General features: G+C 66.8%; 13 protein-coding genes. 7 read left to right on the top strand and 6 right to left on the bottom strand.

Features of this window, described 5'->3' with window-relative positions; all coding sequences use genetic code 11:
- Positions 1-32: 32 nt before the first annotated feature.
- The 4 genes from AC1D2L_RS13885 to AC1D2L_RS13870 form a co-directional block, all read right to left on the bottom strand.
- The gene (locus AC1D2L_RS13885) at positions 33-1,739 is read right to left on the bottom strand and encodes an FAD/NAD(P)-binding protein (RefSeq protein ID WP_476846455.1); all 1,707 of its coding nucleotides are present in this window, start codon (positions 1,737-1,739) and stop codon (positions 33-35) included.
- Between the two features lie 242 nt (positions 1,740-1,981).
- Positions 1,982-2,812: an ABC transporter substrate-binding protein gene (locus AC1D2L_RS13880; protein ID WP_476846454.1), complete on the bottom strand. Its 831-nt coding sequence runs from the start codon at positions 2,810-2,812 to the stop codon at positions 1,982-1,984.
- 35 nt (positions 2,813-2,847) lie between these two features.
- Entirely contained in the window at positions 2,848-3,633 is a 786-nt protein-coding gene (locus AC1D2L_RS13875; RefSeq protein WP_476846586.1) for an amino acid ABC transporter ATP-binding protein, read from the bottom strand.
- 2 nt (positions 3,634-3,635) lie between these two features.
- Positions 3,636-4,544 (bottom strand): amino acid ABC transporter permease, encoded by a 909-nt coding sequence (locus AC1D2L_RS13870; protein ID WP_476846453.1) that lies wholly within the window; start codon positions 4,542-4,544, stop codon positions 3,636-3,638.
- A 379-nt stretch (positions 4,545-4,923) separates the two neighbouring features.
- Here AC1D2L_RS13870 and AC1D2L_RS13865 point away from each other — a divergent pair, with 379 nt between their 5' ends.
- A complete protein-coding gene (locus tag AC1D2L_RS13865; RefSeq protein ID WP_476846452.1) occupies positions 4,924-6,027 on the top strand; it encodes a YeiH family protein in 1,104 nt (367 codons plus the stop codon).
- 147 nt (positions 6,028-6,174) lie between these two features.
- On the top strand, positions 6,175-6,591 hold the full coding sequence (locus AC1D2L_RS13860) for a DUF983 domain-containing protein (protein ID WP_476846585.1): 417 nt from the start codon (positions 6,175-6,177) through the stop codon (positions 6,589-6,591).
- Between the two features lie 3 nt (positions 6,592-6,594).
- Here AC1D2L_RS13860 and AC1D2L_RS13855 read toward each other — a convergent pair whose 3' ends face one another.
- Together AC1D2L_RS13855 and secA are read right to left on the bottom strand one after the other, a co-directional pair.
- A complete protein-coding gene (locus AC1D2L_RS13855) occupies positions 6,595-7,977 on the bottom strand; it encodes an aminotransferase-like domain-containing protein (protein ID WP_476846451.1) in 1,383 nt (460 codons plus the stop codon).
- Positions 7,978-8,203: 226 nt separating this feature from the next.
- The gene (secA, locus tag AC1D2L_RS13850) at positions 8,204-10,987 is read right to left on the bottom strand and encodes a preprotein translocase subunit SecA (RefSeq protein ID WP_476846450.1); all 2,784 of its coding nucleotides are present in this window, start codon (positions 10,985-10,987) and stop codon (positions 8,204-8,206) included.
- A gap of 354 nt (positions 10,988-11,341) precedes the next feature.
- Here secA and AC1D2L_RS13845 point away from each other — a divergent pair, with 354 nt between their 5' ends.
- The 5 genes from AC1D2L_RS13845 to mutT all read left to right on the top strand — a co-directional run bounded on the left by AC1D2L_RS13845 (position 11,342) and on the right by mutT (position 15,393).
- On the top strand, positions 11,342-12,205 hold the full coding sequence (locus AC1D2L_RS13845; protein WP_476846449.1) for a peptidylprolyl isomerase: 864 nt from the start codon (positions 11,342-11,344) through the stop codon (positions 12,203-12,205).
- 113 nt (positions 12,206-12,318) lie between these two features.
- Complete coding sequence (gene argJ / locus AC1D2L_RS13840) at positions 12,319-13,569, top strand: bifunctional glutamate N-acetyltransferase/amino-acid acetyltransferase ArgJ (RefSeq protein ID WP_476846448.1); 1,251 nt, start codon at positions 12,319-12,321, stop codon at positions 13,567-13,569.
- Positions 13,550-14,470, top strand: a complete 921-nt coding sequence (locus AC1D2L_RS13835) for a DMT family transporter (RefSeq protein ID WP_476846447.1) — start codon at positions 13,550-13,552, stop codon at positions 14,468-14,470. The genes argJ and AC1D2L_RS13835 overlap by 20 nt, the downstream gene beginning before the upstream one ends.
- Positions 14,467-14,979: a peptidase associated/transthyretin-like domain-containing protein gene (locus tag AC1D2L_RS13830; protein ID WP_476846446.1), complete on the top strand. Its 513-nt coding sequence runs from the start codon at positions 14,467-14,469 to the stop codon at positions 14,977-14,979. Before AC1D2L_RS13835 ends, AC1D2L_RS13830 begins: the two co-directional genes overlap by 4 nt.
- Before the next feature lie 9 nt (positions 14,980-14,988).
- Entirely contained in the window at positions 14,989-15,393 is a 405-nt protein-coding gene (gene mutT / locus AC1D2L_RS13825) for an 8-oxo-dGTP diphosphatase MutT (protein WP_476846445.1), read from the top strand.
- The last annotated feature ends 36 nt before the right edge of the window (positions 15,394-15,429 follow it).

The raw sequence follows: 15,429 nt of genomic DNA, 5'->3' as shown, positions 1-15,429 counted from the left end.
TGGCGCCAAGTCCGCGATTGCCTCCGCGAGGTCTAGGTCCCCGCGAGAATCACTTCGCCGGTCCCGACGATGAAGATCGGGCTGGTCTGCTCCACTGTCTCGACGAGTTCTTCGAGGCTCACCGGCTCTGAATCGGGCGCCGCCGATCCGCCTGCTTCGAGGATCGCCTCGGCCACCGACCGGCCCATATCCGCTGCGCTCGTCAACCCCTGGATGAAGGGCTGACGCGCGAGGAGGAAAGGCAGGCTCAGGCAATAGACGCCGGGCATCGGATTCAGGCCGCCCGAGAGCGCATAATCATCCTCCACCTGGACGCTGCCGCCCCCGTCGTCGTTCCGGGCGCCATTGGCCTTGAGGAGCATGCGCAAGGTCGGGAAGGGAAATGCATCCTCATCGGCGGCCGCCTGCCCCCGCGCATCGAACAGGTGTTCGAAGCGGTGCTGCCCGGCACCAATGGTGATCTCGGCCGCTCCGGTCGAGGGCTCGATGTCGAGTTCGTAGTCGTCGCCCAGGCGCAGCAGCGAGAGATGGCCGGACGCATGCAGGGCCAGGAGACGCTCGATCGAGAGCGGTGGAACGGCGGCGTAGTTGTCGATGAAGACCGATTTCATGCCGCGGTTGAAACGCTCCAGCTCGGTCTCATCGAGCGCGTCGAGGCAGCAGGCAAAAGCCTCGTGCATGCGCAGGATCGCGTATTTCCAGGGCACGACATGCTTGTACGCCGCGTGCTGGCGTGACGTCGCCAGATCCTGGGCCGCGCCGGCAAAGGGGTCACGCGCGTCGCGTGCGCTGAAATAGGCGCTGGCGAACGTGTCGGCGGTGAGCGCCACCAGGCCGATCGCAGCCGCGTAGGCGGGATCGAGCCGAGACAGCGCCCCGGCGAAGCGCGCAAAGACGGCGTCCAGAACCGTTCCCGAGGCCGAGGACCGCACGATCGCCTCGACATCGGCCTCGGTGAACCCCGCGGCCGGTTCGGCCGGCAGGGGGCAGAAGAAGTCGATCTCGGGAAGACGCCCACCACGCGACATCATCGTGATGTGAAAGTGCCCGGCCTGCCCCGAGGGCTCGAAACCGTCGCCGACGAACGACCCGCAGGACGTCGCAATCGAGATCGCGATATCGATTGCCGACAGCGAGGAGCCGAGGATTCCAATCGATCCCGTGGGGCAGGCCACGTCGCCAGCGCGCTCAGGCAGTGCACCCTGGCGCTTTGACGTGCTGTGGCCTGTCGCCAGCACGACCTGATCGAACGCCGCTCCAGCCAATCGCGCACCGGGCGTGCGGTACAGGACCGTCAGGCCGCCACGGCGAGGCTTCACATCCTCGACGCGATGCTGCGTCAGGATCGTCACGAAGCTGCCCGAGGCTGCCGCCTGAGCCTGGAGCTGGCTCAGCTGCGATGCGTAATAGGCTCCCAGCGCGACACGGGGAAAGAACTCCCTCTCGCCGAGGCTCGTCCGGTCGACGCCGACCGCTTCGAGCTCCGCGTCGCTCGAGCGAGCGAGGAAGGCCAGCAGCGTCTCGCAGACCGGGGGCATCTCGATGCTCGCAATGTTGGCGAGCAGGTCGACGGATGTGGTGGCGGGGTCATAGGGCGTGCCGACGCCCGCGCGCGCACCCGCCTCGAAGAGAGTGATCCGCAGCGGCACCGCGCTGCTCAGGAGGTGCTGCAGCGTATAGATCGCGCTCGGGCCAGAGCCGACGATGGCAACGTCCTGAACGCAAACCCTGGCTGACATGCTGTTACGCTAACGCCGAGACTGACCTGGCTGACTCAACCACACGTCCATCGACGTCGGCGTCGGCAGGCTGAACGTCCACCCCCCTGAAACGTTCCCGCGACGGGCCGACACCATGCATGGGTTGGCGGCCACCGGCAAAGCACCCTCACGACTCGGCCGGGCAAAGAAAAGCCCGGGGCGATGTCGCGCCCCGGGCCGATTTCACGCGATGGCCGGGCGCTGCTCGCCCGGCGCGCGGCTTACTCGCCCTGGTTCAGCACGATCGGCTTGAGGGCATTGTCGGCCGTTGCGTACTTCGCAATCAGCGCATCATAGGAGCCATTGGCCTGCATGCGGTCGAGCGCGCCCTTGACGGCGTCGCGCAGCTGCGTGCCTTCGGCCGTCTTGGCGAAGGGCATGCCCGAGAGCGAGCGGGTGAAGGGCTTGCCCAGCGGGATATAGGTGTTGGGCTCGAGCTTCTGGAAATGCGCCATCGTCTCGCTGCCCTGGACGCCGCCCTGGAGGCGCTGCGTCTTGAGCTGCGTGCGGGCGTCGACCGAACCCTCGGTGCCGACGACGGTGATCGCGGGCTTGCCCTTGGCGACGCAGTTGACCTGGCTCCACTCGCCGATCTGGCGGGGCCAGTTGGTCGAGCGGCTGGCGCCGGCGCTCTTGCCGCACAGGTCTTCGGGGGTCTTGATCGAGTCCTTGAAGGCGGCGACCGTGTAGAACTGCGCGCCAGAGACCATGTAGTCGACGAAATCGACCTGTTCACGGCGTGCGGGCAGGTCGCTCATGCCGGCCAGCACGGTGTCGACGCGGCCGGTCTGCAGCGAGGGCAGCATCTGGGCGAAAGCGGTCTCCTGCCACTCGACCTTGACGCCGAGCTCCTTGGCGATGGCCTCGCCGAGATCGATGTCGAAGCCGGTGAGCTGGTTCGTGGCCAGGTCCTTGAAGGCGATCGGCGGATAGTTCGGCTGGGTGGCGATGACGATCTTGCCGGCGGTCTTGATGCGCTCGGGCAGGGCCTGGGCCTGGGCGGCCAGGGCAGTCGCCGCGAGCAGGGCCGAAGCGAGGGTCAAACGAAGCATGGGTCTCTCCTGGTTATGAAGGGTTGCCGCCAGCGTCACTTCAGGACGGCGGCGATGAATTCGCGCGTGCGCGCCTGCTTCGGCGCGACGAGTACGGTCTGCGGCGGGCCCTGCTCGACGATCTCGCCCTTGTCCATGAAGACGACATCGCCGGCAACCTCGCGTGCGAAGCCGAGCTCATGGGTGACGACGATCATCGTCATGCCCGAGACCGCGAGGTCGCGCATCACGCTCAGGACCTCTCCGACGAGTTCGGGATCGAGCGCCGAGGTCGGCTCGTCGAACAGCATCACCTTGGGCTTCATCGCCAGTGCGCGGGCGATCGCGATACGCTGCTGCTGGCCGCCCGAGAGCTCGCTGGGATAGGCATCGCGCTTGTCGGCAAGGTCGACGCGCTCGAGCAGCGCCATCGCCTCGGCGACGATCTCCTTGCGCGGACGTTTCAGGACCGTCAGCGGCCCCTCGATGATGTTCTGCAGCACCGTCATGTGGTTGAACAGGTTGAAGCGCTGGAAGACCATGCCGGTGACGAGGCGCTGGCTGGCGATCTCGACATCGGTCAGTTCGTGCAGTTCGTCGCCGACGCGGCGGTAGCCGATCAGCGCGCCATCGACCCGGATCGCGCCCTGGTCGATCTTCTCGAGCTGGTTGATGCAGCGCAGCAGCGTCGACTTGCCGGAGCCCGAGGGCCCGATGATGCACTGAACCGTGCCGGGCTCGATCGCGAGCGAAACGTCGTTCAACGCCGTCAGCGGGCCGAAGAACTTGCTGACGCGGGCGATCTCGACGATCGGCGCGCCGGTGCGGGATGTCTCGGTCATGCTCACGCGCGGGCCTCCTGCTCGATGGCGGCGACCGGCTGCTTGCGCTTGCCGCGGCGGCCGCCCTGCCCCTTCGAGAAATAGCGTTCGAGGAAGAACTGGCCGATCTGCAACAGCGTCACCACCAGAAGGTACCAGCCGGCCGCCACGATCAGGAGCTCGATGACCCGGGCGTTGGCGTAGTAGACCGTCTGCGCGTTGCGCAGGATCTCGGAGTACTGGATCACGCTGGCCACCGAGGTCAGCTTGACCATGCTGATGACCTCGTTGCCGACCGGCGGAATGATGACGCGCATCGCCTGCGGCAGCACGATCCGGCGCAAGGTCGTCAGCCGTGTCATGCCGATCGCCTTGGCGGCCTCGGTCTGCCCGGTGTCCACCGACAGGATGCCGCCGCGCACCACCTCGGCGGTGTAAGCCCCCTGGTTCATGCCGAGACCCAGCAGCGTCGCCATGAACGGCCCGATGATGTCGATTGTGCGGAAGGAGAACAGGCCGGGGATGCCCATGGTCGGGAAGACCAGCGCCAGGTTGAACCAGATCAGCAGCTGGAGCAGCAGCGGCGTGCCACGGAAGAACCAGATGTAGAACAGCGCCACGCCGCGCAGCACGGGATTGGGCGACATGTACATGATCGCAAAGACCACGCCGAGCACGACGCCGAGCGTCATGGCGCAGACCGTCATGATCAGGGTGTTGCCGAGACCCGACAGGATCGCCGGCGCGGTGAAGAACTGCCCCACGACAGTCCAGGCGATATCGCCGTTGACGAAGGCCATGACCACCCAGGCGAGGATGGCGATGATCGCGACAGCCGATATCCAGCGGCCGTGGAAGCGCCTGGGCACGATCCTCAGCCCTGCGATGGCGGCGAGATCCCGGCCCGCCGGCCCGTCCGAAACCGCACTCATCGTCCGGCGTTCTCCTGAAACCATGAAACCAATCCGACAGAGCGTCTAAGCACGGCCGGGGATGCGCAATCAGCGTGACCGATCAGCACCCCCGAGCCCTTACCGCCTTGTTCCCTCGGCGACAAATGCCAGGCACCGAAACGCGCGTGTTTTGGGGGATAAGGGCAGATTTCGACACGCGTGTCGGCCCGTGCAGCTCATGGGGGGACAGGCAGGGCCCCCTGCACCCGGTGCGCCTGACGGAGCCCCCGCCGGACAAGACACCAACCAATCGAGCAAATCGAACGGAATCAGCAAAATTACTTGTTGGAACGTTTGGTTGAATTCACGCATCGCTGAGAAGAATATTCTCCTTTGTCCGCTCTAGGCAGTGCCATCCATGTCTGCGTCCGGAAGCGATACCAAATCTCCCCGCATGCTGGGCACGCGTCTGGACGCCCTGCGTCGGCTGCTCCCGGGCATTGGCCTCTGCATCGCGGTGACGATCGTGGCCGTCGCGCTCGAACGTGTCGAGGAGCAGGTTTTTAGCCGCGCCTGGCTGGAAGCCCTGGTCCTGGCGATCCTAGTCGGCACGGTGGTCCGCACGGCCTGGACGCCCGGCCCGCTCTGGCGTGACGGCATCGCCTTCTCGGCCAAGATGCTGCTGGAGATCGCCGTCGTGCTCCTCGGCGCCTCGCTCAGTGCGGCTGCGATCATGGCCGCGGGCTCGGGCCTGCTGTTCGGCATTGCCGGCGTCGTCTTGATCGCGATCGTGATGAGCTACGGCATCGCCCGGGCGCTGCAACTGCCGCGCCGCATGGCGATCCTGATCGCCTGCGGCAATTCGATCTGTGGCAACTCGGCCATCGCGGCGGTGGCCCCTGTCATCGGCGCGAGGAGCGATGAGGTCGCCTCGTCGATCGCCTTCACGGCCGTGCTCGGCGTGCTCGTCGTCATCGGATTGCCTCTGCTCATTCCGGTGCTGGAGTTGAGCGCCACGCAATACGGCGTCCTCTCGGGCCTGACTGTCTACGCCGTCCCGCAAGTCCTTGCCGCCACCGCGCCGGCTGGCCCGATCGCAGTTCAGGTCGGCACGCTGGTCAAGCTGGTGCGCGTGCTGATGCTGGGGCCGGTGGTGCTGGTGCTCTCACTGGTTTCAAGCAGGCTGCGGAGCCCTGCCGAGACGGCTGCCGGAGCCGCGCTCGCCGGCGTGCCATCCGCGCCCCGCCGGGTCCCGATCAACCGGCTCGTGCCCTGGTTCATCGTTGGCTTTCTGGTCATGGCGGCCCTGCGCTCGGCAGGCGCGATCCCGGCCTTTGCCCTCCCGACGATCGCCACGGTCTCCAAGCTGCTAACCATCATCTCGATGGCGGCGCTGGGTCTGGGCGTCGACATCGCGACAGTCGCTAAGGCCGGGCCCCGGGTTACCCTCGCGGTCACCGCCTCCCTGCTCGCACTGGGCGCGATCAGCTACGGCCTGATCCGCCTGCTCGGGGTCGCCTGAACCCGTTGCGGAATCCGGGTGAGGGCGTCAAACAGACGCATACAATATTGACATTGTATGTGTCAGACACCACCTGACGCATGAGCCGCCAGCCGGCTCGCCAGTGGAGTCACGCATATGCCCGAGGAGACCCGGCCGACGGTGTCCATGCCAGAGACGTCCTCGTCCACCCCAGAGACGTCCTGGCCCCCGCTCTCGCCGCTCAAGACCGGCCTGCGTGGCCGTTGCCCCCGCTGTGGCGAGGGGCACCTGTTCGAGAGCTTCCTGAAGCTGCGCCCGAAATGCGAGGCCTGCGGTCTCGACTACGGCTTCGCCGACCCGGCCGACGGCCCGGCCTTCTTCGTGATGATGTTCGTCTGCGTGCCGGCAGCGGCGTTCCCGCTCTGGCTCGAGCTTGCCTATAATCCCCCGACCTGGGTGCATCTCGTCACGACGTTGCCACTGATCCTGCTGACCTGCATTCCGCCGCTGCAGCCGCTCAAGGGCTGGCTCGTCGCGTCCCAGTATTTCCACAAGGCCGAGGAGGGTCGCCTCTATCGCCCTCAGACCAAGCCGTCGAACTGACCCTCAGACGATCGAATGCTGCCCGACCCGCCCGCTGCCGATGATCGTCGCCAGCGTCCGTAGCGCGTCGGTCAGACGGCTGCGCTCGGGCACACCCCCAAGGGAGATCCGCACCGCATCGGGGCTGCCGCCGGTCGCGCTGAAGACGTCCGACGGCGTGACGCCGAGCCCTTCCTGCCGCGCGGTCTCGATCAGCCGGTGACGGTCCCAATGCGGCGGCAGCGCCTGCCAGACATGCAGGCCGTTGCGATGAGCCTGCACAGAGGCCGGCAGGATCGAGCGTGCCAGGGCCTGCCGGGCGGCGGCCTCCTCGCGCACCCCGTCCAGCAGGTCGCGGGCCGCCCCGATCCTGATCCAGTGCGTCGCCAGCGCGGTCATCAGCGGCGCCGGCATCAATGTCAGCGTGCGCAGGCGCGTGCCCAGTTCGTCAGCCTCGACGCCGGGCGGAATCACGACAAACCCGGTCCGCAGCCCGGGCGTCAGGACCTTCGACAGCGTAGCCACGTGATAGACCCGCTCCGGCGCGAGCACGGCGAGCGGCGGCGGGGCATCGCCCGCGAGCAGGCTGTACGGGTCGTCCTCGATGATCGACAGGCCCTGCGCCCTCGCAATGGCCACGACCTCGCGACGCCGGGCCAGCGGCATGGTCACGGTCGTCGGGTTCTGGATCGTCGGCGTCAATGCCAAACGTGTGGCGCCGTGCTCCCGCGCCGCACGCTCGAGCGCCTCGGGCAGGATTCCCTGAGCGTCGGACTCGACCGGCACCAGCCGCAATCCGCACAGGCGCGCGGCTGCCAGAAGACCGGGATAGGCCAGCGGCTCGACCAGGATGGCGTCGCCCGGTGCCGCCAGCCATCGCATCAGCGCCACCAGCGCCGGCTGGGCGCCGGCCGTGACGATCAGGCGCTGGGGCGCAATCGGCCCCAGCGCGGGTTCGAGCCAGGCGCAGCCAGCGGCCCTGTCGGCGAGCGAGCCCGTGCCGACATGATAGGTCATCAGCCGGTCGGCGCTGGTGCTGCCCAGGATCTCGGCGATGCCGCGCTGCATCAGCTCCGCCAGCCGCACGCCCTTGGGCGCCGGCGGAATGTTCATGCTGAGATCGATCGCGGGACCGGACTGCGCCTCCCGCGCCGAGACGAAGGAGCCGCGGCCGGTGACGGCGTCGAGCAGGTTGCGATGGCGCGCCTCGAGATAGGCGCGCGTCACGGTGGTCAGGTCGACATCGAGGCGCTCGGCCAGGCGGCGCTGCGGTGGCAGGCGATCTCCGGCGCGCAGCACGCCAGTGGCCACCGCCTGGGCGATCGACTCGACGATCTGAAGATAACGCGGCCCCAGAGCGGGGTCGAGCGGCCGCAACCACAGCGCGGTCTTGTCGCCCTGCGTCATGGGGACGGCTCCGAGATTGTTGCCATACACTTGGCTACAATGTCGGGGTGTCGAGGGCAAGCCGGCGCTGCAGCGTGGAGAGTTTCCCGTCAACCATTGCGTCAACCTGGAACTGCGCAGCGGCACAGGTCCGAGATCGCTCAAAGCTGAGGAGCTCTCCGATGGATCCTGGACGCCCTACGGGCGCCCAGGATGACGGTGCGTTTCCGAGGTCGAACGCTTGAGCTCAGACGAACTGTCCGTGGCAGTGCTTGAACTTCTTGCCGGAGCCGCAGGGGCAGGCTTCGTTGCGGCTGACCTTGCCCCATGTCGCCGGGTCCTGCGGATCGCGGTCGAGCACGGCGACGTCGCCATCGGTGGCTGCGTATTGCAGGCCGGCCGAGCCGAAATCGCCGCCGAAGCCAGCGCCCGCCTCGCCATCGCCCTGGGGCGGCAGGCCAGCGGACTCCTCCGGCGCATCGAAGCGAACCTCGATCCGCATGAGATTGCCCGTCACCTGCTCGCGCAGGCGGTCGGTCAGGGAGTCGTAGAGCTCGAAGGCTTCCTGCTTGTACTCGTTGAGCGGGTCGCGCTGGGCATAGCCGCGCCAGCCGATGACCTGCCGGAGATGGTCGAGCGTGACGAGATGGTCGCGCCAGAGATGGTCGAGCGTCTGCAGCAGAACCTGCTTCTCGACATAGACCATCACCTCCTCGGTGTTGCGCTCGATGCGCGCGGCATAGTCAGCATCGGCCAGCTTGCGGATACGCTCGCGCAGCTCGGTGTCGGCGATGCCCTCTTCCTTTGCCCATTCCTCGATCGGAAGATCGAGGTTGAGGAACTGCATCACGCCTTCCTTGAGAGCCGTGGTGTCCCACTGCTCGGGATAGGCCTCCTCGGGGATGTGGCGGGCGACCAGGTCCTCGCAGACGCCGTGGCGCATGTCGTCGATCGTCTCGCGCACGGTCTCCTGGCGCATGAAGTCACGGCGCTGCTCGAACACGACCTTGCGCTGCGAGTTCATCACGTCGTCGTATTTCAGGATGTTCTTGCGGATGTCGAAGTTGCGAGCCTCGACCTTGCCTTGCGCCTTCTCGACCGCCTTGTTGATCCAGGGATGGACGATCGCCTCGTCCTCCTTGAGGCCGAGCTTCTGCAGCATCCCGTCCATGCGGTCGGAACCGAAGATGCGCATCAGGTCGTCCTGCAGCGACAGGAAGAATTTCGAGCGGCCGGGATCGCCCTGGCGGCCGGCGCGGCCGCGCAGCTGGTTGTCGATGCGGCGGCTCTCATGGCGCTCGGTGCCGACGATGTAGAGGCCGCCGGCCTTGAGCACGCGCTGCTTGAAATCGGCGACTTCCGCGCGGATGCGGGCCTCCCCCGCATCGCGCTCGGGACCCTCGGGCATGTCGCCGAGATCGTGCTTGATGCGCATGTCGGCATTGCCGCCGAGCTGAATGTCGGTGCCGCGGCCGGCCATGTTGGTGGCGATCGTGATCACGCCGGGCGCGCCGGCCTGGGCGACGATATAGGCCTCCTGCTCATGGAAGCGGGCGTTCAGCACGGCGAAATGGTTCGAGGGCTTGCCCTGGCGCGCAGCGGCATAGATCGGCTCCAGCGCGTTGGGCTGCGAGAAGTCGATCTGCTGGAAGCCGTCCTTGACCAGCATCTCGGCGACCAGTTCCGAACGCTCGATCGAGGTCGTGCCGACCAGGGTCGGCTGGCCGTTCTGCTGCGCCGCCTTGATCTCGCGGATGACGCCGCGGACCTTCTCCTCGAAGGTGCGGTAGACCTCGTCGTCCTCGTCCTTGCGCGAGACCGGCAGGTTGGTCGGGATCTCGACCACTTCGAGCTTGTAGATCTCGAAGAACTCGTCGGCCTCGGTGGAGGCCGTGCCGGTCATGCCGGCGAGCTTTGAATACAGGCGGAAATAGTTCTGGAACGTGATCGAGGCCAGCGTCGCGTTCTCGGGCTGGACGGTGACGTGTTCCTTGGCCTCGAGCGCCTGGTGCAGCCCTTCCGAATAGCGCCGGCCCTGCATCATGCGGCCGGTGAACTCGTCGATGATCACGACCTCGTCGTTGCGGACGATGTAGTCCTTGTCGCGCGTGAACAGCGAATGCGCCCGCAGCGCCTGGTTGACGTGATGCACCAGCGTGACGTTCTGGGCGTCGTAGAGATCGCCCTCCTTGAGCAGCCCGGCCTCCCGCAGCAGCTCCTCGATATGGTCGTTGCCGGCCTCGGTCAGCGAAACCGCACGCTGCTTCTCGTCGACCTCGAAATCGCCGGCCACGAGGCCCGGCAGGATCTTGTCGATCGCGACGTAAAGGTCGGACTTGTCGTCGAGCGGCCCGGAGATGATGAGCGGCGTACGCGCCTCGTCGACCAGGATCGAATCGACCTCGTCGACGATCGCGAAGTGATGGCCGCGCTGGCTCATCTGGCCAACTTCGTACTTCATGTTGTCGCGCAGATAGTCGAAGCCGAACTCGTTGTTCGTGCCGTAGGTGATGTCGCTCGCGTAGGCGCGCTGGCGCTCCTCGTCCTCGATGCCGTGGACGATGATGCCGACCGAGAGGCCCAGGAAGTTGTAGAGGCGCGCCATCCACTCCGCGTCGCGGCGGGCGAGATAGTCGTTCACCGTGACGACGTGGACGCCCTTGCCCTCGAGCGCATTGAGATAGGTCGGCAGGGTCGCGACCAGGGTCTTGCCTTCGCCGGTCTTCATTTCGGCGATCGCGCCTTCGTGAAGCACGATGCCGCCGACGAGCTGAACGTCGTAGGGCCGCTGGCCGAGCACGCGCTTGGCCGCCTCGCGCACCGTCGCGAAGGCCGGCACGAGCAGGTCGTCGAGCTTGGTGCCGTTGGCGATCTGCTGGCGGAACTCGGCGGTCCGGGCCTGCAGCTGCTCGTCGGTGAGAGCGCTGACCTCGTTCTCGAGCGCGTTGATCGCGGCGACGCGCGGACCATAGCCCTTGACGCGCCGGTCGTTCGACGAGCCGAAGAGTTTCTTTGCAAGCGCGCCAAGCATGTTGGGCCTTTCGATACGAACGGCTCTCGCTTCACGGCCCACGGAAATCCGCGCGCGGGCGAGAGCCCGATAATTCTCAATGCGACCGCGTGTTTAGACGGGCGCGGTTGCCGGGTCCAGCCGCTTTACGTACCGCGCGCCGGTACGCGATAGGCAGCCGATTTCGCTCCCGATGTGGTGTTTTCCCTCGCCCGTGCCAAGGGCGCGGCCGATGTCTCCTGCGTAATCGCCCTCCCGGCGAGGAACTCTTGCGTGAACGCTTGGCTTAAGTGGCTCAACCGCCTTGCCTTTGCCGCGTTCAACTGGCAGTGCAACGAAAATCATTGCTGTGCGCTGCATGCGAAAGGTTGTCCCATGACGTCTCGTCTCGCTTTGCTCTCTCTCGGCCTGGCGCTTGCCGTCGCGCCGGCAGCACTGGCCCAGCCCGCGCCAGCCCAACCCGACAAGGTCGTCGCCAAGGTCAACGGCATGGCGATCACCGAACGCGACATGACGCTTGCGACCGAGGATCTCGGCGAGCGCCTCGCTCAGGTCCCCGAGGAGCGCAAGCGCGACGAGGTCGTCAACTACCTGGTCGACCTCAAGCTCGGCGCCAAGGCCGCGACCGACGCCAAGGTCGGCGAAGGTCCCGATTTCGCAGCCCGCCTCGCCTATAACCGCGACAAGGTCCTGCTCGACGAATACCTGCAGCGCGAGGCCAAGAAGGCCGCGACGCCGGAAGCAGCCCAGAAGCTGTTCAACGACACCGTCAAGGCTCTGACGCCCGAGGAAGAGCTCAACGCCCGCCATATCCTGGTCGAGGACGAGGCCGTCGCCAAGACGGTCGCTGAGCGCATCAAGAAGGGCGAGGATTTCGCCAAGATCGCAGCCGAACTCTCCAAGGATCCCGGCTCAGGCAAGGAAGGCGGCTCGCTCGGCTGGTTCAGCAAGGACCGCATGGTCCCGGAATTCGCCGAAGCCGCTTTCAAGCTGAAGAAGGGCGAGGTCTCCGAGCCCGTGAAGAGCCAGTTCGGCTGGCATGTCATCAAGCTCGAGGATCGTCGCACCAAGCCGCTGCCGGACTTCGCCTCGGTGAAGCCGCAGATCGACCAGTATCTCGAGCGCAAGGCCCAGCAGGATCTCGTGCTGGCGCTGCGGGAAAAGGCGCAGATCGAGCGCCTCGACAAGCCCGCCGACACAGCTCCTGCCGCCAAGCCCGCAGAGCCGAAGAAGCCCTGATCGACGCCTGACGACGACCATTGCACCACAGGAGGGGCGGCCGAGAGGTCGCCCTTCTTGTTTTCTGGCCCGCCCTGCGGCACATCAGCCTCCCCGCACAGGAGACGCTTACGATGGCCGGCAAGGATGTTCCCGTTTCTCCGCTCGCTCCCAAGCAGCAGCCAAAAGTTCCCGCCGTGCCGGGCGTGCGCTTCGCCACGGCCGAGGCGGGCATCCGCTACAAGGGCCGCACCGATGTCGTGCTGATGCTGCTCGACGAGGGCACTCAGGCCGCCGGCGTCTTCACGCGCTCGAAATGCCCCTCGGCCCCGGTCGACTGGTGCCGCGAGAACCTGGCGCAGGGCTCCGCTCGGGCCATCGTGGTCAATTCCGGCAACGCCAACGCCTTCACCGGCCTCAAAGGTCGCGATTCCGTCAAGTTGACCGCCGAGATCGCCGCCAAGGCCGTCGGCTGCCAGCCGCAGGAAGTCTTCATCGCCTCGACCGGCGTGATCGGCGAACCGCTCGACGCCACCAAGTTCAACGGCGTGCTGCAGGATTGCGCCAGCCGCGCCGCCGACGGTCCCTGGATCGACGCCGCCAAGGCGATCATGACCACCGACACCTTCCCCAAGGCGCTGTCGCGAAAAGCCAAGATCGACGGCCATGAGATCGTCCTCGCCGGCATCGCCAAAGGCGCGGGCATGATCGCGCCCGACATGGCCACCATGCTGTCCTTCGTCTTCACCGATGCGCCGATCGCCGCCCCCGTCTTGCAGGCGCTGCTGTCGAGGGGCGTAAAAGGCTCGTTCAACGCCGTCACCGTCGACAGCGACACCTCGACCTCAGACACGCTGATGCTGTTTGCCACCGGCAAGGCCGCCGCCCGCGGCGTACCCGCCATCACCGAGATCGGCGACAACAGGCTGTCGGGCTTCAAGCGCGCGCTGAACAGCCTGCTGCTCGAGCTCTCGCATCTGGTCTGCAAGGATGGCGAGGGCGCGCGCAAATTCGTCGAGGTCCGCGTCGCGGGTGCCACCTCGTCGCGCTCGGCCAAGCGCGTTGCGCTCTCCATCGCCAATTCGCCGCTGGTCAAGACCGCGGTCGCCGGCGAGGACGCCAATTGGGGCCGCGTCGTCATGGCCGTCGGCAAGGCCGGCGAGCCCGCTGATCGCGACAGGCTCGACATCTCCTTCGGCGAGATCATGGTCGCCGAGCAGGGCGCGCGCGCGGGTTCCTATGACGAGCAGGCGGTCTCCGACTACATGAAGGGCGATCACATCGTCATCACCGCCGATCTCGGAATCGGCCGGGGCAGGTCCGTCGTCTGGACCTGCGACCTGACCAAGGCCTATGTCGAGATCAATGGCGACTATCGCAGCTGAGGCGCCGCGGCCGGCCGAACCCAGCCGGGCCTTCGTCGTTGGGAACCTGCTGGTTTGCTCCTTCTTCTGGGGCTGCAGTTTCCTGTTCATCAAGCTGATGAACGGCGAGGTGTCGCCTCTGGCCGTCGCGGCCGGGCGCGGCCTGCTCGGCGCGAGCACGCTGGCGTTGTGGATTGTATGGCTCGGCCAGAACCCGCTGCCGCGCCGTGACGAGATCAGGCATTGGCTCGTGCTCGGCACGACCAATGGCTGGGTGCCCAATGTGCTCGTCGCCTATGCGCTGACGCAACTCGCCAGCGGACCCGCGGCAATGATCCAGGCGGCCGGCCCTCTGGTCACGGCCGTGTTCGCGCATTTCCTGTTCGCCGAGGAGCGGCTGAGTGGGCGTCGCCTCGCCGGAATCCTCCTGGGGATGGTCGGGGTCGGTGTCCTGATCGGCCCGCGCCTCGTGGAGGGCGGGGGCACCGCGCTGGGCGTGCTGGCCATGGTCGGCGTCATGCTCGGCTATGCCACCGGCAATCTCTACGCCCGCGCCGTCCCGGCCTCGGCCGGCGATCCCGCACGGCTGGCGCTTGGCCAGCAGGTCGTGTCGGGCCTCGTCGCGCTTGGCCTGACCCTCGTCTTCTCCGGCTCGGCCGCGCTGCTGCCGATCGCAGACCACTGGCCGGCCATGCTCGCGCTCGGCCTCGCCTCGACTGCAATTCCCATGGCGATCTTCATGCGCCTGATCCGGGCGGCAGGCCCGACGCGCGCGGCGATGACCGGCTATCTCGTCCCCACCGTGGCGACGATCATGGGCATCCTCGTGCTCGGCGAAACTTTGGAGATGCGCCAGATCATCGGAGGCTGCATCATCCTGGCCGGAGTATTCCTTGTCACGGCGACAAAGAGGGCGGGATGATCAGGCTGGCTGGTGCTGTCGTCGTTCTGGCTGTTGCGATGGCCGCGTGCCACACGCCCCAGCGCCCGCCCGCGACACAGGTCTTTTCCGCAGCCGATGCCGCCTTCATCAAGAAACCGGGCACGGGCGTCGTCACCGGCCATGCCTTCCGCACGCGCTCGACCGGCACGGTGGTCAATGCGGCAGGCGAGGTCATTCGCCTGATCCCGGCGACGGCCTATGCGCAGGAGCGCGTGACGCAGCTCTATGGCGACCGGAAGTTCGTGGCGGTGGCGCGCTATCCCAAGCAGGACGCACCCGATCCCGCCTATGGCGAGCACACCCGAATTGTGAAGATCCAGGCCAATGGTCGCTTCCGGTTCGAGAACGTGCCGCCCGGACGCTATTTTCTCACGGCCCAGATCGTCTGGGGCGATGATGAGCAGCGCGAGGGCGGCTCGGTCTATGATAGCGTCACGCTGACCGGCCGGGAAACCGAGCCGGTCGACATCATCCTCTCCGGCAATTGAGTTCTTCGCTTGAAACTGCTTCTCGTCGTCGCCTGCGCGCTGATCGATCCCGACAACCGCATCCTCGTCACGCAGCGGCCAGAGGGCAAGTCGTTGGCGGGCCTGTGGGAGTTTCCCGGCGGCAAGCTGGAGACGGGCGAGCGTCCCGAACCCGCGTTGATCCGCGAGCTCGACGAGGAACTCGGCATCACCGTGAAGGAGGACTGCCTGGCGCCGCTCACCTTCGCCAGCCATGCCTATCCCGAGTTCCACCTTCTGATGCCGCTCTATATCTGCCGGCGCTGGCAGGGCACGGTCAGCTCGCGTGAAGGCCAGGCGCTGAAATGGGTCCGCCCCGGCAAGCTGCGCGACCTCGCCATGCCGCCGGCCGACGAGCCGCTGATCCCGCATCTGGTGGACCTGCTGGGCGCCTGACGGCCCCGTAGCGTCATTGCGAGCAAAGCGAAGCAA

This window comes from Allobosea sp. P1_B10 (assembly GCF_056406735.1).
The sequence above is the reverse complement of the archived record's forward strand: the minus strand, read 5'-3'. Positions and strand labels throughout refer to the sequence as shown.